The organism is Hymenobacter sp. 5516J-16 (assembly GCF_022919335.1).
GTDB classification, from domain to species: Bacteria; Bacteroidota; Bacteroidia; order Cytophagales; family Hymenobacteraceae; genus Hymenobacter; species Hymenobacter sublimis.
Map to the genome: position 1 here is coordinate 2,960,346 of NZ_CP095058.1, position 20,106 is coordinate 2,980,451.

Consider the following 20,106-nt stretch of genomic DNA (forward strand, 5'->3'; position numbering starts at 1 on the left):
TGTAAATCCGGCGCGGAAGCCGGAACTGATTACCTCTCAGATTTTTCTGCTTTGCAATACCTCGAAGGCCGCAAGTACGTAGTCCAGGCAATTTTCCTGGCCGTCGCGCTGGTGTTTGCGACGCGCCTCTTTTACATCCAGGTGCTGGACGGCAGCTACAAGCTGGCCGCCGACCGCAACACCCTGCAGCGCATTGTGCAGACGCCCTACCGGGCCTCATCTACGACCGAAAGGGCCAGATTCTGGTGCAGAATACGCCCGTGTACGACCTGATGGTAACCCCGCGGGAAGTAAAGCAGCTGGATACCGTACGCTTTGCTCAGTTGCTCCAGCTGCCCCTGGAAGAAGTGCGCGCCGCCATGAAAGCCGCCCGGGCGTTCAGCCGGGTGAAGGCCTCGCCGCTGCTCCAAAACCTGAGTACGCCCGAGCTGGCTGCCATTCAGGACAACCTCATCGACTTTCCCGGCTTCAGCATCAAGTCGCGAATGGCTCGCTCGTACAACACCCACTCCATGGCCCACGCCCTGGGCTACGTGGGTTCCATCACGCCGGCCTTTTTGGAAAAGCCTAAGTACGCCAAATATCAGCCCGGTGAGTTTCTGGGCATTACCGGCCTAGAGTCGTACTACGAAGAGCAGCTGATGGGCCGGCGCGGGGTGCAGTATCGCATGGTGAACGTGCGCGGCATTGAGAAAGGCGCCTTCCGCGGTGGCGAGTTCGATACCCTGTCCGTGGCCGGGCAGGACCTGCACCTGAGCATTGACTCGGAACTGCAGGCCTACGGGGAGCTGCTGATGCAGGGCAAGCGGGGCTCCATTGTGGCCCTGGACCCCAAAACCGGCGAAATCCTGGCCTTCGTATCGGCCCCGATGTTTGATCCGGCTACGCTTTCAGGCAAGGGCATGGGCAACCGCTACATGGAGCTGCTCAACAACCCCGAGCGGCCCCTGTTCAACCGCCCCTTATGGCTACCTACCCGCCCGGCTCGGTGTTTAAGCTGGTCAATGAGCTGGTAGCCCTGCAGATGGGGGTGGTGTTGCCTAACACCGGCTTCCCGTGCAACCAGCGGCTGGTGCGCTGCACCCACAACCACGAGCACCCTAGCAACGTGGGCATTGCCATCAAGAACAGTTGCAACCCCTACTTCTACCAGGTGATGCGGGCCGCCGTCATGCGCGGGCGCTCCACCAACCGCTTCGAGGATGCCCGCCTGGGCCTGGGCGAGTGGCGCCGGCAGGTAATGAAGTTCGGCCTCGGCGACCGGCTGGGGGTAGACATGTCCCAGGAAAAGAAGGGCCTGATTCCTTCGCCTGATTTCTACGATAAACGCAACGGCTTTCACCGCTGGAACTACCGCACGGTGTACTCCCTCAGTATTGGGCAGGGCGAAATTGGTATTACGGGCCTGCAGATGGCTAATGTGTTGGCTACCATTGCCAACCGCGGTTACTACTACACACCCCACTTCGTAAAAAGCGTAGGACAGGGCGGCCCGCTGCCGCAGTTTCGGGAGCGGCACACTGTGGGCGTTGATGCAATGCACTTCGAGGCCCTGATTCCGGGCATGCAGGCGGTAGTAGACGGGCGCGGCGGTACGGGCAGCTTAGCTTCCTTGGCCGAATTTGGCATTTCAGTGGCCGGTAAAACCGGAACAGTGCAAAACCCCCACGGCGACGACCACGCCACCTTCGCCGCCTTCGCCCCGGCCGAGGACCCCAAGATTGCCATTGCCGTCTTCATCGAAAATGCCGGCTTCGGGGGCACTTCCGCCGCCCCCATGGCCGCCCTAATGATGGAAAAATACCTTCGGGGCAACATTGCCCCTGGCGTAAGCGCTGGGAGTTCTGGCTCCAGGGCCCCGCCGAAAAATTCGTCCGACACCGTTAGAAGATAATTGGGAATTAAAAATTAAAAATCGGTGAAACAGGATAATGCAGTTTTATTAAAGAGTTATGCCTTTGCGGTGCGAATTGTTCGATTATATAAGCATTTACGACAGCAAGGAGAAGTGCCACCCTTGGCCGTACAAGTACTTCGTAGTGGTACGGCAGTGGGTGCTAATGTAGAAGAAGCAGTGGGTGGATTTTCCAAACGCGACTTTGTGGCCAAGTGCAGTATTGCTTATAAAGAAGCGCGAGAAACACACTTTTGGTTGCGTCTGTTGCGTGACACGGATTGTTTGGAGATACGATTAGCCGACTCTTTATTGGAAGAAGCCGAAGAGTTAAAAAAGCTGTTGGCAGCTATAATTCTTTCATCCCGCCAGAACACCAAGCCAGAGTAGAAGCGAATTTTTAATTTTTAATTCTCAATTTTTAATTGAACTCTTCTCCCGCCCGGTATTCGCGCAGCATCGACTGGCCTACCGTCCTGATTTACCTGTTGATGGTAGGGCTGGGCTGGCTGAACGTGTATGCGGCCAGCTACTCGCCCGACGCGCCGGCCAGTCCGCTCAGCTCCCTGAGTTTTCAGGAATTGATGGCCTACGACTGGTTTAAGCAGATTCTGTGGGTAGCCACCGCCGTAGTGCTAATTGTTATCCTGCTGGTGGTTGATTACAAGGCCTATGACACGTTTGCTTTTGTGCTCTACGGGGGCATGATTCTGCTGCTGGTCATTACCCCATTTATCGCCCGGCCTATTGGGGGGTCCCGGTCGTGGCTGGAGTTGGGGCCCATGCGCCTGCAGCCGGCTGAGCTAGCTAAGTTCGTGACGGCCCTGGCGGCGTCACGCTACATGGCAAGTATCAATCTGCGCCAGCAAAACTTCCGCGACCAGCTGGTACTGGCGGGCATCACCTTGTTGCCCCGCTGCTTATCCTGGCGGCCAATGAAACCGGGCAGGCGCTGGTATTTGCCGCCTTCCTGCTGGCATATTTCCGGGAGGGCATGTCGCCGCTGATTCTGGTGATTCTGGCTGCTGGCGGGGTTATTCTTATTCTGGCGCTGCTGGTGCCCAAGCTGTGGCTGGTGGGCGCATTTACCCTGGTGCTGGGTTTGTTGTTTGCCTTCAACTCCAAGCTCTGGCGGCACCATCTGCCCTTGTCAATGAGTATATGGGTCGTGGTGATTGGCATGGTGTTCGGGGTTGATTTCTTCTTCAACAACGTGCTGCAAGCCCACCAGCGCAAACGCATCGAAGTGCTCATCAACCCTTCCGCCGACCCCTTGGGGGTAGGCTGGAACGTCACGCAGTCGAAAATTGCTATTGGCTCGGGCGGCTTTGCTGGCAAAGGGTTTTTGCAGGGCACCCAAACCAAGTTTGACTTCGTGCCGGCCCAAAGCACCGACTTTATCTTCTGCACCATAGGCGAGGAGTGGGGGTGGCTGGGTACCACGCTAGTAGTAGTGCTCTTTATGGCCTTGCTGGTGCGCATTGTGTACGTGGCGGAGCGGCAGAAATCGGTGTTTGGGCGCACCTACGGGTATTGCGTGGCCAGCATTATCTTCTTTCACTTCTGCGTCAACATCGGCATGACTATCGGTTTGGCGCCTGTGGTGGGCATTCCGCTGCCTTTTTTCAGCTACGGGGGCTCCTCGCTCTGGTCCTTCACTACTCTGCTCTTCATCCTGCTGGCCCTTGATGCCTACCGCAAGCAGGACCTGGAGCGCTATTAACGGGTAGCGTTGCTTCCGTGGCTCAGCCGTAACAACTTGCACCCATGAAGTCAACCGCCTCCCCGCGTACTACTGGCCGCGTGCCCGCGTGGGTGTGGGCCGGGCTGCTGGTGCTGCACGCCGCGGCCCTGGGGTGGCAGCTGCACCACCAGCAGCCCCTCTTTCCTGATTCCGGCCGGTACGTGGAGGCGGCGCGCAACCTGCAAACCAGCGGCGTATTGTACGCAGAACCGCTGCCGGCGGCGCTGTTGCGAGTCCAGGAATATAGTATCCGCCCGCCGGGCTACCCGGTAGTGCTGCTGCTTACTGGTGGCACCCGGGCGACTACCTCGTTGCCAATAGCTACGTTGCTGCTACAGAACGTATTGAGTCTGATTAACTTGGGGATGGTGCTCCGCTGGCTGGCCCAGCGGGGCCTTAGCCGCAGGCAGTGGGCCCTGGTGCTGCTGCTCGTTAGTACAGCTCCGGCGCAGGTTATCTACGCCAACGTAGTAATGAGCGAGGTACTGCTGCAGACCACCATTGTGCTTCTCTGGGCGGCTTTGGTGGCGTTTTGGCAGTCTGCTCGCCCAACGCGGTACTTCGCTGGGGCGGCCCTGGCGGCGGCGGCGGCCCTACTGATTAAGCCGGTTTTTTTTCCCGCCGCCGCATTGATGTTGGGGCTGGGAATGGTGGTAGGGTGGCAGCGGCGGCGGCCGGTGCTAGCCGTCTGGGGGGCCGTTCCTCTGCTAGTAGCCCTACTCTGGATGGGACGCAATGAGGCGCGCACGGGCTACTTCCACTTTTCCAGCATTGCCGAAATAAATCTGCTGCGCTACAACACGCGGGGCGTACTCCAGGCCACGGAGGGGCCCGCGGCAGCGGAGCGTTTCGTGCGCAGTACGGTAGCGGCCAGCCAGCACCTGCCTACCTTCCGGGAACAGCAGCACTACATTCAGCGGGCCAGCGTAGCCGTGCTCCGGCGGCATCCGGTGGCCTACGCCGCCCAGCACCTACGCGGTGCAATCAGCTTTTTCCTGGATCCGGGGCGGTTTGATTTGGTATACTTTCTGGGTTTGCCAGATACCGCGGGCACGGGTCTGCTGCAGCGGCTCAATGAGCATGGCTACCGCGCCATCCTTGGGTATATGCCTCAGCTACCCGCGGGCTTAGTAGCGGGCTTGCTGCTGGTACTGCTGGCTAACGGTGCGCGGCTGATTCTGGCGTTGCGCTTCCTGCTGCGGCGGAACGCGGGCAGCCCGGCGCGCTGGCTGCTGGTGGTCATTATTGGGTACGTTGCCTTGCTAACGGGGCCGCTGGGTGCTTCCCGCTTTGCAGTGCCGGTGCTACCTCTGCTACTAGCTGCCGCCGGAGCCGGGCTCCAGGGCCGCGCTAATTCGCCGGCAGAACTTCGTCGGTAGACGAGCGGCTTAGCCAGTGAAAAAGTGGCAGGTGGGTTACAATCAGACTAAACGCTACTGCAAAAACCGGCGCCGCTACGTAGCCCATGCGCCCCAGGTCGCCGGAAAGGAGCATGTGGGCCGCCACCACGGCTAGCAGCCCCGCCGCCGGCCAGCCCAGGGAGGGTAGCCAGGCGCGGCGCGCTTCCTGGGTGCGCAACCCAGCAAGTAGCGCTAGGCTGCAGAAGCCAAAAATGCTGAAGATTTCTCCGGCTCCCTTCACCGAAAATAGCCGCCGCAAGGAGTACAGTAGGTTTTCCAGGTGAGCCAGGGCGTTGTGCAGGCTTTCGGCGGGTGGGGCGCCTACTCGGGCTTCAATCCAGTGGCGCAGGCCCAGCGCTACCGCACTGCCTACGGCTAGCCACCCTAGCTGGGCCGGCCAGCGCAAAGCCCGCTGCCCAAACACTAGCAGCCACGGCACCAGAAACACAAACGACTCCTTGGCGTGCGGCCCCAGCAGGAACACCGCTACCAAAGCTGCTGCTGAGCCACTGCGCGCCCCGTGAAAAGCCAGGGCAAACACGAGCAGGTACAAACTGTCTACCAAGGGTAGGCCGGCCGTGTACACGGCCCATCGGCTCGTTAGCACGGCCGCTACGGCCAGGGCGGCGGCTGGCGGCGCGGCCCCGTACAGCAGGCAGGTGCGAAACAGCACCAACCCGAAGCCCGCCATAAGTAGGCAGTTAACCACGTAAAACCCCAAGCGCAGGGGCCATTCGCTGGCTGCCCGCTGGGGCCAGATGCGGGCGTACACTTTCTCCAGGGGCCAGGCCACGGCTGCGGCTGCCCACGGTACTAGCACCCGGTAGCGCCGGGTAATACTCACGCCCGCAAACTCCCCGTGCGCAATTCGCAGGTAGCTGCGCGTGTCCAGAGAGTGGGAGAAGTCGTAGTGCACGTACATGGTGTAGGCCGGTCCAGCCACTAGCCCCAGGGCCAGCACGTACACCAGCAGCCACCGGGGCCAGCGCAAAGCCCAGGAGCGAGAAGCAGGCAAATCAGGCAACATACATGGCGTGTAAAGGCTGGCGACTTCCACCTAAAAAAATAAAACTCCTATTCTACTTCTCGCCTTCCTCCTAAATTCAGCAGCGGCCGGCCGACGTAATGCCAACCGGCCGCTGCGGGTAATGAGACCTGAACCGGGAGCCCCTTGATGCGGCCGAAGCTGCGGCCTCCCGGTAGTAGGGTAGGACTCTAGTTGCTGAACTTCCGGTCGATGAGCTTCAGGAGCTTGTTGATGTGCTCATCCTTGCGCACCCAGCCGTACTGCTCCGTCAGGTTCTCCGTAACGTAGCGCTTGGCGGTGCTGGCGTCGGGCAGGGTGTCTAGGTGCTGAATGGCGGCGTGGTACTCCATATTCTCCCCGTTGAACAGCTCATTGATAAAGCTGAAGCGCTGGTTAATGGAAATGGCCTCGCGTAAGGATTCCACCCGGGGCCCTTTCTCGGCCAGCGTGGTGCTGACCCGCTCCTGCCGCAGCGTCTCGCTCAGGCTGGGCGCCGCCGGCTGTTCAGCCTTGAGCTTCTCATACAACGGAACTGCCCCACCGGCCACCGAATCCGCCAGGGGCCGACGAGGTTCCGCTGGTATTTCGGGGTAGACTTTGGGGTAGCTGGTACGGCGGGTACGGCCGAGGCCACGGGGCTTGGTGCGGGTTCCGGTACGACGGGTGCTGGGGCGGGAGGAGCGGGGGCAGTGGGTGCTGGTGGTGCCGGTTGAACAAGCGGCCCAGACGACGCTGGTTGAGCGGGGGCGCTGCCTCCGGGCCGCAGGCTCCTCATACAACTCTTTTTCAGAGAGAGGAAGCAGCACGTTAAACGATTCCAGCACAGAAGCCAGCGGCTGCAGCTCAGCGGCGCAGGCTTCCTCGTGCAAGCGGAAGCGGCTTACCAGGTAGTCGCGCTCCTGTTCCTGCTGGGCCGGTAAGGTGGCCAGGAAGCTTTCGAAGACGGGCTTGTTCAGGTCGAGGTAGCGCAGGCCTTCGCGCAGCTGCTCCGGCGTGCAGGTGGTAGCTTCGCCCAGCAGCTTATGGGTAAACATCTCCGTGGGAGCTAGGGCCCCGCCGAGTGTATCGGTAATGGCTTGGGCCAGCAGGGGCTCAAACACGGGCCGACTAAGCTTAATGCGCCGCGAAAGAATGTTCATGAACTGCGTTAGGGCCTGCCGCACATCAACGTCCTCGAAGTCGAAGTAGGGGCTGCGCAGCTTGGTCATTTCGGCCGTCCACTTGCCCAGCAGCTGCTGCACGACGAACAGGTTGACTTGCCGAATAGGGGTGAAGCGCAGTACTGCCGGCCCATCGAGGGTAGCCGTGGGGCGGGCCCCGAAGTGCTGGTCACAGAGCAGCGAGGCCAGCAGGCGGCCGTATTGTTCACGCTTGGCGTGGCTATATTTGGTCTTCATGAAAAGCCTGATTCAACGGGCAATTTAGGGAAAGATGCCCACTCTACTTGTGCAAAATCTGCCCGGCGGGCCTATTCCGGTGGCCGCCGGCGCTACCCTGCTAGCCGCCGTACAGGCCGCCGGCCACGACTGGCTCCATGCCTGCGGGGCCCGGGGGCGCTGCACTACCTGCCGCCTGCAGGTGGTAAGCGGCCCGGACCTGCTAACGCCGCCCACTGAGCCGGAGTTGCGCTACCGGGCGGCCGGCCGCTTGTTGCCCACCGAGCGTCTCACCTGCCAGGCGCGCCTACCCGCCGGCGAGGTCACGGGCCGCGTGCCGGAAGCTACCAAGTTGCCCCACGTTCAGTATGTGGAGTAAAACGGCGCGCCGCCCGGGCGTCATTAGTAGCAGTACTCATTCTCGACCAGCTTCAGCGGGCCCCGGAAAAAGGCGAGAAAATTAAGCTAGCCTACCACGCAGAGTATGAGCTGTTAAGCCTAACGAAACTGTTGGGCGGAGCGAGCCAGCGCAGCAGTAGCCAGGCTGGTTGGTTGCTGGTATCCGGAAGCAAACTCGTAATTTCGGTACCGCGCTGGCCCACCGGCTTGCTCGCTCCCGTATTTGCTCACCTTCTTACCCACTCTCCTGTGTTTATCGAACCCCGCGTCGGTACCGGCCGTGATATTGCCCGCCGGGGCTGGATTGAAGTTGTGTGCGGCTCTATGTTTTCCGGCAAAACGGAGGAGTTAATTCGGCGACTGAACCGGGCCAAAATTGCTCGTCAGCGGGTCGAGATATTCAAGCCCGCCCTCGATACGCGCTACCACGCCGAGGACGTGGTGTCGCACAACCAAAACAGCATCCGCTCCACGCCCGTACCCGTGGCCCAGGAAATGCTGCTGCTGGCCGCTGGCTGCGACGTAGTGGGCGTAGATGAAGCACAGTTCTTCGACGAGTCGTTGGTAGAAGTGTGCGTGCAGTTGGCCAACCGGGGCACCCGCGTCATTGTGGCCGGCCTCGACATGGACTACATGGGCCAGCCCTTCGGCCCCATGCCCGCCCTGATGGCCGTGGCGGAGTTTGTTACGAAAGTGCACGCCGTGTGCGTATGCTGTGGCGAAATAGCCTCTTATTCCTTCCGGGTTGCTGCCTCCGAAAGCAAAATTCTGCTGGGCGAAACCGACGCCTACGAAGCCCGCTGCCGTTACTGTTTTCAGGAAGGCATGCGCGAAAAAGCAACCGAGCCAAGCAGCCAGGCCGAAGCACGCTAAGCCTGCGGACCGTCCCAGCGCTAGCGCCGCGACTGCCCGACCCACTAGCCAGCACTAAAGCCCCGCCGGCGGCGTTATCTTGCCACTGCACTTTGTAGGGTGCCGTACGTATCTGCCGATGACTCTAATGTTACGCCTGCGCCGGGGGCTATCCTCGCGGCTTTCTTCCTGACCGTTTCTGCTTCCGCTGCCCGCGCCCAGTCGACGGCTGGCTACGGCGACTGGCAGCTGCACCTACCCACCAACCGGGCCAAGGCCCTGGCCGAAGCGGGCGACCGAGTGTACGTGGCGGCTGAGGACGCCTTCTTCTACTTCGATAAGGGCCTGAACACCACCCGGCTTCTGTCGCGCCGCGACGGTCTGCACGACGTGGGCGTCAACGCCCTGGCCTACGACTCTGTCAGCCAGCAGGTAGTGGTGGCTTACCGTAACACCAACCTGGATATTCTGCGCCTGAAGGATGGGGCTATCTTGAACCTGCCGGATATTCTGCGCAAGGAAATCAGTGGCACCAAAACCATCAACCACATTCACGTGGCGGGTAAAACGGCCTACCTCTCGTGCAGCTTCGGAATCGTAGCCCTGGATCTGGCCCGCCTCGAAATCCGGGATACGTACACCAATATTGGGCCGGGTGGAACGGTAGTGCAGGTGTACGCCACGACCGTGGCCGGCAACCAGCTGGTTGCCGCTACCTCCAATGGCCTGATGCGTGCCCCCCTGGCCGCCAACCTGCTCGATTACCGCGCCTGGACCACCGACCTGTCTAACCGCGGCGACTCCTTTCGTACGGTGGCGGTGCAGAACGGGCAGGTATTCGCCGGCAGCATCGGCGACCAACTATACCGCTACAACCCGGCTACCCCACTACGGGCTGGCAACCCGTAGCCGCTTCCCTGCGGGGCGTGGAATTTCGGCAGCTGACGCCTTCGCGGGCCGGCTTACTCGTGACAGATAATACCAAGGTATCGGTGCTGAACGCGGCCACCGGCGCGGTAACGGCCACGCTACGGCCGGCCCAGCTGCGCGACCCGCGCGCCGCCCTACGCACCCGGGACGGCGCCTACTTCCTGGCTGATTTTTCTAACGGCTTGCTGAAAACAACCAACGGACAGCAGGCAGAACAGTTCATTACCAACGCGCCAGCTCAGGCCCAGGCCTACAGTGTGCTAGCTGACGCCCGCACCAACACCGTGGACATCTTCAGCGGAGGCTACGAAGAGCGATTCAAACAGCAAGACTTTTACCGGGGATTTTTTGAGTACAAGAATGGGCAGTGGGACAACATCACAAGCGCTACGCTGTCGTCCGCCCAGTACCCTAACCCCAAGGACGTATCCCGTGGGACCCGCACTCCCGATGGCACACTTTACGTGGCTAGCTACGGCAACGGGCTGCTGGAGTGGAAAGGTCCCGGCAACTTTCGCTTATTCAATCCTACTTCTAGTCTGCCCAACCCCCTACGTAGCGCTATTGCCGATCTTAACTACACGCGGGTAACCGATGTAAAGGCTGATACTGACGGAAAAGTGTGGGTAGTGAACCGTCACCAGGTAGCCGGACAATCGGGCCTGTTCATCTTCGATCCAGCTGCTTCTACTTGGACAACTGTTCCTTATTTCAATGGTAGTGACAACCTGGAGCGACTAGTCCATGACGACGTGGGAGGCGTGTGGGTAACACGGTCCCGCGCTCCGGAGGGTACCACTCTGGGGTTGAATGCATTCAACCTGACTACCAACGAGAACCGCTACTTCGGTGTTACTGATGGGTTGCCTTCCGGAGAGCTGTATGACATTGTGAAAGACCGTAACGGGAATATCTGGGTGGCTACCAAGTTAGGCCCAGCGGTATTCACCGACCCCAGCTCCGCTTTCGACCTTTCGCTAGGGCTAGGCTTTACCACACCTATCGTGCAGCGTGGCGAAGGCACGGGCTTTGCTGCGCTGCGAGACGAGGTAATCCGCGCCATAGCCGTGGATGGGGGCAACCGCAAGTGGTTTGCCACTGACCGGGGCTTGTGGCTCTTCAACGAAGATGGTGATGAAGCCCTGGCTCACTTCACCACCGAAAACAGCCCTTTACCCTCCAATCGGATTGTGGACGTGGAAGTGAATGACAAAACCGGCGAGGTATTCGTGGTAACCGATGCCGGGGTGGTGTCTTACCGCGGGGGCGCTACCGTCACGGAGGGTAAGCCTAGCTGCGCCAGCGTGTTCCCCAACCCAGTTCGCACGGACTTTACGGGTCAGGTAGGTATTTCTGGGCTGGCTAACAACGCCACTGTTAAAATCACGGATGTGGCAGGCCGCCTCGTGTATCAAACCCGCGCCAATGGCGGCACTGTTACCTGGAACCTGGCCGATTACAACGGCCGCCGGGTGCAGTCGGGCGTGTATCTAGTACTGTCATCGGATGCCGACGGAAAGAATGGCTGCGTTAGCAAAGTAGCCGTAGTAGAGCGCTAGAGCTCAATTCTGCCTGAATTTTGCGGCGCGGTGAGGAGTTAATTAGGCCTTTGCATTTGTTCTGCTTTATCAGAGCCGAAGTTTCGGGAGTCCGCCCGCGGGCCTGGGTGCGGGCCATAGCACCGCCCGGCACGCTGCCTTCACCTAAGCCGGCTTATTATTCATCAGTAGCTTTTGCTTCATGCTTATAAAAACCCGTGGTATCGTTCTGAGTTACATGCGCTACCGCGAAACCAGCATCATTGCGCGCATTTACACCGAGCAGTTGGGGCTGCAGAGCTACGTTGTGAACGGAGTGCGCAAGGCCAAACCCCCAGGCCGAATTGCCCTGTTTCAGCCATTCACGCCACTAGAGCTGGTGGCCTACACCTCCCGTAGCGGCGGCCTCACTCGCCTCTCGGAGTACCGGTGCGCCGAGCCGTTCCGCACCCTGCCTTACGATGTACGCAAGAGCAGCATTGCTCTGTTTCTGGCAGAAATTACGGGCCGTGTGCTGCAGGAGGAAGAAAAGAATGAGCCTCTATTTACATTCCTGCACGATTCCATTCTGGCTTTCGACCGGCAGGAGGAAGGCTTTGAGAACTTTGCCTTGGTGTTTCTGCTGGGGCTCAGCCACTACCTAGGTTTCGGCCCCGAAAATGGGGAGCAGATTACTACTCAGGTGGCTTTTGCCTCCGAAGTACCGGGCGGCGCAGTCAGCATTAGCGCTACGGCCATGCGTTTTCAGGAGTTTGAGCAGCATTTTGACGCTTTACTTCGGGGGCCTGCTACCGCTACCGTTCCTAATGGGCGCGTACGCCGGGAGCTGCTGGGCGTGCTGATTCGCTACTACCAGCTCCACGTGGAGCACTTAGGCGACATTCGCTCCCTCGCCGTTCTTTCGGAGGTGCTGGCCGAGCTGTAGGGGAACTACTACCTCTTCCACTTAAACACACGGGCCCGACTCAGTTGCTGAGTCGGGCCCGTGTGTTTAAGTGAGGCATGAGAGCTTCGAGGGGTTATTTTACGCCTATCAGCTCTACATTAAAGCGCAGCACAGAATTCGGCGGAATGTCGGTGCCGGCGCCGCGCGGACCATACGCCAGGCCGGAAGGAATTAGCAGAATGGCTTTGCTACCCTTATTGAGGAGGGCAATGCCCTGGTCCCAGCCGGGAATCACCTGGCCCGTACCCAACGGAAATTCAATGGGCTTATTTCCATTTCGCTCCGAAGAATCGAAAACTTTACCGTTGAGCAACAGACCTTTGTAGAGCACTGAAACGGTTTGTCCCTTCTTGGGCTTGAGGCCCGTGCCGGCCTTGGTCACGACGTAGTATACCCCGCTCGGGGTTTTCAGAGCCTTCAGCTTGTTCTGCTTGAGGTAGGCTAGAATGCGGGCATCGTCCTTTAGTTTCTGCTGGGCAGCCTGCTTTTTAGCTTGCTCCTGGGCCAGCTGCATTTGCCGCTGCACATCCTGCATGGCCTCGGCCTCCGTCTGCACCTTCTCAGCCTTGGCCAGTACCGTCAGCGTTGCGCCCGCCCGCCGCACAAACGGCGGCACCGGCTGGCGAAACGACTTAGCAAAGACCGTATCCACGTTCAGGCGGAACACGCCTGAGTCGCCGGGCTGCAGCAACGACAGTGCTTCCTCAACCCCGCCCGCCTGTCCGCGCCGTATTGTATCCAGGGGCACTCGCACGGGCTGGCCGCCGCCCTGCCGCCGGGAGTGCATCAGCACGGAGTCCGTGGCCGTCCGAAACTCTAGGTGCAGGCTCATGATGCGGCCCACGCGGGCGGCGTAGGTAGGGTCACCGGTAGCAGGCAGGGCCGGGCGCAGCACGTACCGCCCATTTTCCCGGCGGTAAATTCGGTACTCCAGGCCGGAGCGCAGCTTGTTGAAGGGGGCGGGTTCTCCCTGAAAGCTCATCAGACCGGCCGCCATGAAGAGGGCAGAAGCAAGCAGGGGCAAGCGGGATAAAAAAAATTGCATACGGATGGAAAGGAATTCAGCGGCTTAAGATACGGGCTTACGGGCAAGCCGGGGTATGGGGTAGCACCAGATCAGCAGCCGGTTTGCCCAAAACAAACGGCCCAACAGTGCGCTACTATTGGGCCGGTTCTTATTTTATTTTCAACACCTCCAGCTCGAACACCAAGTCAGCATTGGGCGGAATCAGGTAACGCTCCTCGTTGTCCGGGTCGGGACGGCCTTCGGGGCCGTAACCCAGAGCGGCCGGAACCCAGACCCGCGCCCGGCTCCCCTGGGGTAGCAGCAGCAGCACCTCGTCCCAACCCGGCACCACTTCCCCACGGCCCGCCCGCACTTTCAGCGGCCCACCCTGTTTTACTGAAGCGTCGAAAATATGCCCATCCATCAGAAAACCCGTGTAGTGCACGGTCACTTTCTCCCCGGCACGGGCCGCCGGACCAGAGCCCGGCTGTCGAATCAGGTAACGCAGCCCGGAAGGGGTAGTAACGGCCCGCGCCAGCAGGCTGTCGGTGGTAGTGGGTACGGCAACAGGCAAGACCTGCTGAGCCTGCACCCAGAAAGGAGCAATGCTCAGCAGCAAGCCCAGAATGCCAAGGTAGGAGTGCCGCGTAGAAAGGTACACGTTACTGAACGTCAAGAATCTCCATGTCGAAGAGCAGAGGCGTATTCGGGAAAATGGCACCGGAGCCGTTGACGCCATAAGCTAAATACGACGGAATTAGCAGCAACTTCCGGTCGCCCTTGCGCATTTGCAGGGTGGCCGTATTCCAGCCCGTAATAACCCCTCCGGCTTGCCCATTAACGAAGCCGAAGCAACCGCAGGCGGTGCGATTATTACTGGAGGCGTCAAATACCTGCCCGTCGTTGTCAGCGCCAATAAACTTGCCGGTGTACTTGGTAGTCACCTTGTTGCCGGCTTTGATTAGGGGGTTGCTGGTGCTGATCGGCCCGTCGACCAGCGGTACCAAGTAAATTCCCGAAGGTAGGCGAGTGTAGTTGGTGATGCTATGCCGGGTGAGGTAGGCCTGAATGGTGGCGTCGTCCGCTTTTTTCTGATCCTCTTCCTGCTGGCGGACCTGCTTGATATAATCAGGCTCGGTGTTGCAGCTGGTTAGGGCCGGCACGGTAAGGAGCGGCAAAATCAACAGGGAAAGGGCCAGCGCAAACTTCTTCATGGGAAAACGCAAAAGGTAACGGACTACTGCTATTTCGTCCTGTTTTAATTTATTTGATGTCAGCCAGTTCTACGTCAAAACGCAGAATGGAATTTGCCGGAATCGTGCTGACCGCTCTGTTGCCGTAAGCCAACGAAGAGGGAAGCAGCAGAATAGCTTTGCTGCCTTTGTTGAGCAAAGTAAATCCTTCATCCCAGCCGGCTATGACCTGGCCGTTGCCCACCACAAACGAGAATGGACTAGCAGCCGAGGTATTGCTGTCAAACACTTTTCCGTCCAGAGTAGTGCCGGTGTAGCGGGCTGCGGCCGTTTGACCTTTTTTGGCGTTAGCGCCGGTGCCCGGCTGGGTAATGGCTATATATAGCCCGGAGGGCTGACGCTGGAAGCCAGTGAGCTTTTTGTCGGCAATGTATTTCTGAATGGTTGCTTCGTCGCGGGCCGCGTAGTCAATGGTAGTGGCAATGTCCACAACCTCCACATCAAAGCGCAGCACCGTATTGGGCGGAATCGGGCCAGCTCCTACCTCCCGGTAAGCCAGAGCAGAAGGAACCAGGAAAGTAGCTTTGGCGCCCTTGTTCAATAAGGTAAAGCCCTCTTCCCAGGCCGGAATCATGATATTCTGCCCCAAAGGAAAGTCCAGCGAGCTGTAGGAACTAGTGTTGCTGTCAAACACCGTCCCGTTAAGAAAGCTGCCGCTATACTTCGCCGACACTAGCTGGTTTTTTTGAGCGGTTGGTCCGGTACCGGGCTGGGTAATAGCCACGTACAGGCCCGAAGGCTGGCGCTGAAATCCCGTCAGCTTGTTATCGGCAATGTACGTCTGGATGCTAGCCTCGTCGCGAGCGGCGTAATCAGTATTATCTTCCTTCTGGCAAGCGCTGAGCAGCAACATAAACAAGCCCAGTAAGGACAGGGGCAGTTGGGTTAACCGGGAGCGGAAAAAAGCGGTGGACATAGTATGATATAAAAAGGCGGGGTTTGCAACTACTACAAGGTGCTGGGGCGTGGTAGTACGCGGCGAAATCAACCAGAAAACCAATCTGCCCGCACCGAGAGTTGCCTCATCTTTACTTAATGTCGGTTACTTCCACATCAAAGCGCAGTATGGAATGCGCCGGAATAGTGCCCATTGCCCGTCCGGCATAGGCCAAATCAGACGGTATCAGCAGAATGGCTTTGCTACCCTTGTTTAGCAGCGCGAAGCCCTGGTCCCAACCCGCAATAACCTGGCCTTTACCGAGTACAAACGAAAACGAGCCCAACGTACTCATATTGCTGTCAAACACATTTCCGTCGAGGGTAGTGCCCTTGTACTTGGCCGAAACGGTTTGGTCGGCTTTGGCAGTGGCGCCGGTACCAGGCTGGGTAATGGCCACGTACAAGCCCGAGGGCTGACGCTGGAAACCAGTGAGCTTGTTATCAGCAATATAGGCCTGAATGCTGGCCTCGTCGCGAGCAGCGTAGTCGGTGGTATCTTCTTCCTCTTTCTGGCAAGCAGTCAGCAGCAAGGCAAACAGGCTCAACAGCAGGGGTAGCCGGGACAGGTAGGTGCGGAAAAAAGCGGTGTACATACGCAACGGAATAAAAGCGGTGTTGTCAACAAGAGCAAAAAGCCCCTGACCCGGTTGCACCGGACCGGGGGCTTTTCTGGAGGCGTTAACCAGCGGGCTTACTTGCCCTGCTGCTGGCGCTGCATCTCTTCCAGCTGGCGCTGAATGTCAGCGGCGTTAGGCTGGCCAGCAGGAGCTGCCGGCGCGTTTTTCACGTCTACCAGCTCCACGTCAAAACGCAGAATAGCATCGGCAGGAATGTTGGCACCGGCGCCGCGCTGCCCATAGGCCAGGGAAGAAGGAATCAGCAGCACTGCCTTCGAGCCCTTATTGAGCAGGGGAATAGCCTTGTCCCAGCCGGGAATAACCTGGCCCACACCAATCGGGAATTCAATGGGCTTGCCCTGGTTGCCTTTGGCCGAGGAGTCGAACTCCTTGCCGTCGAGCAGGGTGCCTTTGTACTGCACCGATACCACCTGGCCCTGCTTGGGCTTGGGGCCGGTGCCGGGCTGGGTTACAGCTACGTACACACCGGAGGCGTCCTTCTGGGCGTTCAGGCTGTTTTTCTTGATGTAGTCCTGCAGGGTTACGTCGTCCTTCTTGAGCTGCGTTTCGGCGTAGGCTTGCATTTTCTGCTGCTGCTCCACCTGCATTTTCTGCACGTCGGCCATGGCCTCGTCGCGGGTCTGGACTTTGTCCACCTTCACGTACATGGTCATCGTGTTGCCGGCTTTCTTCATGAAGGGCGGCACCGGCTGGCGGAACGACTTCGCAAAGATGGTGTCCACGTTGAAGCGGAACACGGCCGAGTCGCCGGGCTGCAACAGCGAAATAGCTTCTTCCAAACCGCCGCGCTGCTCCTTGCGCACCGAGTCCAGGGGCACACGCACCGGGAAGCCCATCTGCTGCTTGCGCGAGTTAAACAGGATAGAATCCTTGGCCGTGCGGTATTCCACGTGCAAAGCCATGATTTTGCCTACCCGATCTTTGTAGGTAGGATCACCTTCGGCGCTAACCTCGCGGTCATCGTACTTGCCGTTAGTGCCTTTAAAAACTTTGTATTCAATCCCCGATTTCGTCTTGCTGAAATCACCGCCTTTGTTGCAGGAGGCGAGGCCCAGGACGCCGGCAGCGAGGGCCAGGCTCAAAAAGTTGCGTTGAAGGAGCATGAAAGGGTTTAGCGTTAAAACGGAATGTGGGCCCAAGTTACACCGAATTATACCGATGGCGGCGTAATGGCCAGTGGGGCCGTTACCAGTTGGGTTTGATAGTGGGGGAGCAGCCCTAAAAAGCGCTGCACGGTGTCTTCTAAGGGGTCGTGGCTGATGCCGCCAGCAGCGTTGTGGTGGCCACCGCCCTGAAAATGGCGCCGTGAAAACTCGCTCACCGAAAAATCACCTACCGAGCGGAAAGAAATCTTTACTGCCTGGGGCCGGTCGATGAGAATGGCGGCAAACACAATGCCCTCGATGCTGAGCGCAAAGTTGACCAGCCCTTCTGTGTCGCCGGTTTTGGAGTGGTACTGGCGCAGCTCATCGGCCGTAATAGCAATGTAAGCCGTGTTGTACTCGCGCAAAACAGTGAGCTTGTCCTTCAGCACGAAACCCAGGAAACGTAGGCGCTCCTCGGAGTGCGAGTCGTAGATGCGGCGGTGCACGTCTGAGAGGTTGATGCCGGCGCTAAGCAGCTCAGCAATAATCAGGTGCACGTTACGGGAGGTGCTCGGGTGGCGGAAGGAACCCGTGTCGGTCATGATGCCGGCGTATAGGCATTCCCCAATGCCGGTGTCAATCAGGTTCTGGTCGCCCAAGTCCCGGATTACTTCAAACACCAGCTCAGCGGTAGCGGCGGCTTTGGAATTAGAGTAGTCCAAATCGGCGAACTGCTCCGGCTCCTGGTGGTGGTCGATTAGGACCTTGGTGCCGGGGGCGTTCCGAATGTATTCGCCCAGCTCGTTGATGCGGCCTAGGCAGGAGAAGTCGAGGCAGAAGAGCACCTCAGCCGTCCCGATGATGTCGCGGACCTGCGCGTCGTTTTCACGTGGCTCATACACAACTACTTCGTCGTTGCCGGGCATCCAGGCCAGGAAGTTCGGGTAGTCCGAAGGCGTCACGACCGTAACGGAGTGGCCCTTCTTGCGCAGGTACCCGGCCAGCCCAGCGACGAGCCCAGGGCGTCAGCGTCGGGCTTGTGGTGGGTAGTAATGAAAATCTGTCGGGGTTGCGCCAGCAGCTCCTTCAGCTCAGATATTGTGGACATTGCCTACGGGGTAGGTGACTGAATTTCGGTCGATTAGGCCGCGTACAAAGGCGGCAAAAGTCGTAAATAATCTGGGTTCCAACAAAACACCTTTTGGAAAGGTGCGTTTAAGGCGGTCTATGCGCCCTGGAATAGCAAGACACTTTTGTGGAATGCTTCAGTTCCACCTCGCAATGCCGGCTAAACCCGCTACTTTTGCCCCCGCAAACAGGCAGTGCCTCGCGCGCAGAACTCATTTCAACCCCCAACCATACGACAGAGCCCATGGCCACGAACCGCACGTTCACGATGATTAAGCCCGATGCTACCCAGGAAAACCACATTGGTGGCATCCTGAGCATGATTGAGGAAGGCGGCTTCCGCATCGTTAGCCTGAAGAAAGTACTGCTGACTCCCGAGCGCGCCGGCCAGTTTTACGAAGTACACAAGGAGCGTCCTTTCTACGGCGACCTGGTTAAATACATGTCTTCGGGCCCCATTGTAGCGGCTATTCTGGAGAAAGACAACGCCGTAGCTGACTTCCGTACCCTGATTGGTGCTACCAACCCTGCCCAGGCTGCCGAAGGTACCATTCGGAAAAAGTACGCCAAAAGCATTGAAGCCAACGCCGTGCACGGCTCGGATTCCGACGAAAACGCCCAGATCGAAGGCAACTTCTTCTTCACCGCTGACGAGCAATTCTAAGCTTTTTTGCCGCCTGCTCGCTAGTAAGTCAGTGAACGACTTCTATCTTAGCGAAAAGAACAAAAAAACCGCCTCACAATGCTGTGAAGCGGTTTTTTTGTGTGCTACAAACAGACTGTTTATAGACTAGATTTATACCAATTTAAAACTTAAAGGCGAGGAGGCTAGCGGCTGAAACCAATACGGTTCCCATTTACAGTCGTCTCGAAGATGGGAGCGTCACGGTTGTAAATGTCGGCTAAGGCTAGGGGGGTAGTAACGGGCTCCATTTGCCCTAAGGAGGCCGCTAAGGCCTGGGCCTTTTCTTGCACTAGCGGCTGGAAGTGATACGCGGCTATCAGGCGGCCCTTGCGCAGCAAAGCATTGTCAATCCGGGCCAGATCGGTGTTAAACGTGCACACAATCTGGATGTGGAAGCAGTCGGCCAGTAAGCCATCCGAGAGGTTAAGCAAGTTGCTAACGGCGCTACTACCGCGGCCCCCGTCGCGCTTGAGCAGGAGTTCTTCCGCATCCTCAATGAGCAGCACGGAGTTGGTATTGTCGTGTAGCAGATTGATGAATTCTGGATCGGCGATGCGCGGAGCCAGGTTAGGCGGAATGAACAGCTTGGGCTTGTCGGTGAGGCCGCACAGGTGGCGGATGTAGCTGGTTTTGCCCGTACCCGGTTGCCCATGCAGAATCACGATGCCTTTGTCCTGGGGCTGGCGCAGGCGCTGCACGATGGTTTCGTGGGCCTGCAATAGGTCATCGTTGTAGTGCGTGGCCAAGTCCAGCTCCGGAATCTTGATGCTCAGGGGCGTAAACTCCAGGTCGTTGAATGCTAGGCGCAGCACATGAATGCGGTGGCGCTCCTGCTCGCCCGCATCGAGCAAGCTGGTAAGCACCTTAGTTACGCGCTCCAGCTCCTGCCGGTCGGTGTCAGGGGAATAAAACACGAAGGCGCCTCGGTCGCCGTAGCCGCTCCGGTCGCCGAAAAGCAGCAGTAGCTCCGGCGCCAGCAGCAGGGCCGTCGTTAATACCTCCGGCCCTTCGCCTGCCTTCTCATACGACTGGGTGTGGGCTACTAGGGAAGCTTCTAAGTTATAGAGAGTACCTAGCTCCGTGAGCAGGGTTTGACGGTCAGCCTTTCCGGAAAGCTGAAAGTTCAGGCGGCGCGGCAGCTTGCCGTAGCGCTGGTAGAAATAACGAACGGGCTGAAAGTAGAAGGCTGTGTCAAACATTGACTCCAGACCTGATACCATGGCGGGGGAGGGGGCGCGGTAGCTTGTTTTTCCAAAGTAGTGCGAG

22 protein-coding genes and 1 pseudogene are annotated in these 20,106 nt (G+C 58.8%); 13 read left to right on the forward strand and 10 right to left on the reverse strand.

What is annotated here, in order from left to right:
• Positions 1-51 precede the first annotated feature (51 nt).
• Genes MUN84_RS23915 through MUN84_RS14715 form a run of 7 tightly spaced genes read left to right on the forward strand, consistent with a single transcriptional unit; the run spans position 52 to position 5,017 of the window.
• Complete coding sequence (locus MUN84_RS23915) at positions 52-273, forward strand: hypothetical protein (RefSeq protein ID WP_317238951.1); 222 nt, start codon at positions 52-54, stop codon at positions 271-273.
• The gene (locus MUN84_RS23920; protein ID WP_317238952.1) at positions 246-1,016 is read left to right on the forward strand and encodes a hypothetical protein; all 771 of its coding nucleotides are present in this window, start codon (positions 246-248) and stop codon (positions 1,014-1,016) included. Before MUN84_RS23915 ends, MUN84_RS23920 begins: the two co-directional genes overlap by 28 nt.
• Positions 965-1,894, forward strand: coding sequence for a penicillin-binding transpeptidase domain-containing protein (locus MUN84_RS23925; RefSeq protein ID WP_317238953.1), 930 nt, complete (start codon positions 965-967; stop codon positions 1,892-1,894). Before MUN84_RS23920 ends, MUN84_RS23925 begins: the two co-directional genes overlap by 52 nt.
• Positions 1,895-1,918: 24 nt before the next feature.
• Entirely contained in the window at positions 1,919-2,284 is a 366-nt protein-coding gene (locus tag MUN84_RS14705) for a four helix bundle protein (RefSeq protein WP_244694758.1), read from the forward strand.
• 35 nt (positions 2,285-2,319) lie between these two features.
• Positions 2,320-2,901 (forward strand): FtsW/RodA/SpoVE family cell cycle protein, encoded by a 582-nt coding sequence (locus MUN84_RS23930; RefSeq protein ID WP_317238954.1) that lies wholly within the window; start codon positions 2,320-2,322, stop codon positions 2,899-2,901.
• Positions 2,868-3,617, forward strand: a complete 750-nt coding sequence (gene rodA, locus MUN84_RS23935; RefSeq protein WP_317239220.1) for a rod shape-determining protein RodA — start codon at positions 2,868-2,870, stop codon at positions 3,615-3,617. Before MUN84_RS23930 ends, rodA begins: the two co-directional genes overlap by 34 nt.
• Positions 3,618-3,661: 44 nt before the next feature.
• Positions 3,662-5,017: a hypothetical protein gene (locus MUN84_RS14715; protein WP_244694759.1), complete on the forward strand. Its 1,356-nt coding sequence runs from the start codon at positions 3,662-3,664 to the stop codon at positions 5,015-5,017.
• Here the strand turns inward: MUN84_RS14715 and MUN84_RS14720 are convergent.
• A complete protein-coding gene (locus MUN84_RS14720) occupies positions 4,989-6,053 on the reverse strand; it encodes a hypothetical protein (RefSeq protein ID WP_244694760.1) in 1,065 nt (354 codons plus the stop codon). The two genes, MUN84_RS14715 and MUN84_RS14720, sit on opposite strands and share 29 nt — an antisense overlap.
• A 200-nt stretch (positions 6,054-6,253) precedes the next feature.
• Positions 6,254-7,462, reverse strand: a complete 1,209-nt coding sequence (locus MUN84_RS14725) for a hypothetical protein (protein ID WP_244694761.1) — start codon at positions 7,460-7,462, stop codon at positions 6,254-6,256.
• Positions 7,463-7,496: 34 nt separating this feature from the next.
• On the opposite strand from MUN84_RS14725, the gene MUN84_RS14730 reads away from it, so the two are divergent.
• The 5 genes from MUN84_RS14730 to recO all read left to right on the forward strand — a co-directional run bounded on the left by MUN84_RS14730 (position 7,497) and on the right by recO (position 12,085).
• Positions 7,497-7,820, forward strand: a complete 324-nt coding sequence (locus tag MUN84_RS14730) for a 2Fe-2S iron-sulfur cluster-binding protein (RefSeq protein ID WP_244694762.1) — start codon at positions 7,497-7,499, stop codon at positions 7,818-7,820.
• Positions 7,821-8,089: 269 nt separating this feature from the next.
• Entirely contained in the window at positions 8,090-8,713 is a 624-nt protein-coding gene (locus MUN84_RS14735) for a thymidine kinase (protein ID WP_244694764.1), read from the forward strand.
• A 99-nt stretch (positions 8,714-8,812) separates the two neighbouring features.
• A complete protein-coding gene (locus MUN84_RS14740) occupies positions 8,813-9,601 on the forward strand; it encodes a PQQ-binding-like beta-propeller repeat protein (RefSeq protein ID WP_244694766.1) in 789 nt (262 codons plus the stop codon).
• 17 nt (positions 9,602-9,618) lie between these two features.
• A complete protein-coding gene (locus tag MUN84_RS14745; protein ID WP_244694767.1) occupies positions 9,619-11,181 on the forward strand; it encodes a two-component regulator propeller domain-containing protein in 1,563 nt (520 codons plus the stop codon).
• Between the two features lie 181 nt (positions 11,182-11,362).
• On the forward strand, positions 11,363-12,085 hold the full coding sequence (gene recO / locus MUN84_RS14750) for a DNA repair protein RecO (protein WP_244694769.1): 723 nt from the start codon (positions 11,363-11,365) through the stop codon (positions 12,083-12,085).
• Positions 12,086-12,179: 94 nt separating this feature from the next.
• Here the strand turns inward: recO and MUN84_RS14755 are convergent, their stop codons facing one another.
• From MUN84_RS14755 to MUN84_RS14785, 7 genes and pseudogenes are all read right to left on the reverse strand, one after another.
• On the reverse strand, positions 12,180-13,151 hold the full coding sequence (locus MUN84_RS14755; RefSeq protein ID WP_244694770.1) for an FKBP-type peptidyl-prolyl cis-trans isomerase: 972 nt from the start codon (positions 13,149-13,151) through the stop codon (positions 12,180-12,182).
• A gap of 130 nt (positions 13,152-13,281) precedes the next feature.
• Positions 13,282-13,773, reverse strand: a complete 492-nt coding sequence (locus MUN84_RS14760) for an FKBP-type peptidyl-prolyl cis-trans isomerase (RefSeq protein WP_244694772.1) — start codon at positions 13,771-13,773, stop codon at positions 13,282-13,284.
• A gap of 1 nt (position 13,774) precedes the next feature.
• Positions 13,775-14,326, reverse strand: coding sequence for an FKBP-type peptidyl-prolyl cis-trans isomerase (locus MUN84_RS14765; protein ID WP_244694773.1), 552 nt, complete (start codon positions 14,324-14,326; stop codon positions 13,775-13,777).
• Positions 14,327-14,375: 49 nt separating this feature from the next.
• On the reverse strand, positions 14,376-15,281 hold the full coding sequence (locus MUN84_RS14770; RefSeq protein ID WP_244694774.1) for an FKBP-type peptidyl-prolyl cis-trans isomerase: 906 nt from the start codon (positions 15,279-15,281) through the stop codon (positions 14,376-14,378).
• Positions 15,282-15,393: 112 nt separating this feature from the next.
• Complete coding sequence (locus MUN84_RS14775; RefSeq protein WP_244694775.1) at positions 15,394-15,897, reverse strand: FKBP-type peptidyl-prolyl cis-trans isomerase; 504 nt, start codon at positions 15,895-15,897, stop codon at positions 15,394-15,396.
• A 98-nt stretch (positions 15,898-15,995) separates the two neighbouring features.
• Positions 15,996-17,045: an FKBP-type peptidyl-prolyl cis-trans isomerase gene (locus tag MUN84_RS14780; RefSeq protein ID WP_244694776.1), complete on the reverse strand. Its 1,050-nt coding sequence runs from the start codon at positions 17,043-17,045 to the stop codon at positions 15,996-15,998.
• Positions 17,046-17,092: 47 nt separating this feature from the next.
• Positions 17,093-18,135 (reverse strand): annotated as a pseudogene (locus tag MUN84_RS14785) (DHH family phosphoesterase).
• A gap of 264 nt (positions 18,136-18,399) precedes the next feature.
• On the opposite strand from MUN84_RS14785, the gene MUN84_RS14790 reads away from it, so the two are divergent.
• Positions 18,400-18,819, forward strand: coding sequence for a nucleoside-diphosphate kinase (locus tag MUN84_RS14790; protein WP_110978668.1), 420 nt, complete (start codon positions 18,400-18,402; stop codon positions 18,817-18,819).
• 164 nt (positions 18,820-18,983) lie between these two features.
• On the opposite strand, the gene MUN84_RS14795 is transcribed toward MUN84_RS14790, so the two are convergent.
• Positions 18,984-20,060 carry an AAA family ATPase gene (locus MUN84_RS14795; protein ID WP_244694777.1) on the reverse strand — a complete coding sequence of 359 codons (1,077 nt, stop codon included), beginning with the start codon at positions 20,058-20,060 and terminating at the stop codon, positions 18,984-18,986.
• Positions 20,061-20,106: the final 46 nt, after the last annotated feature.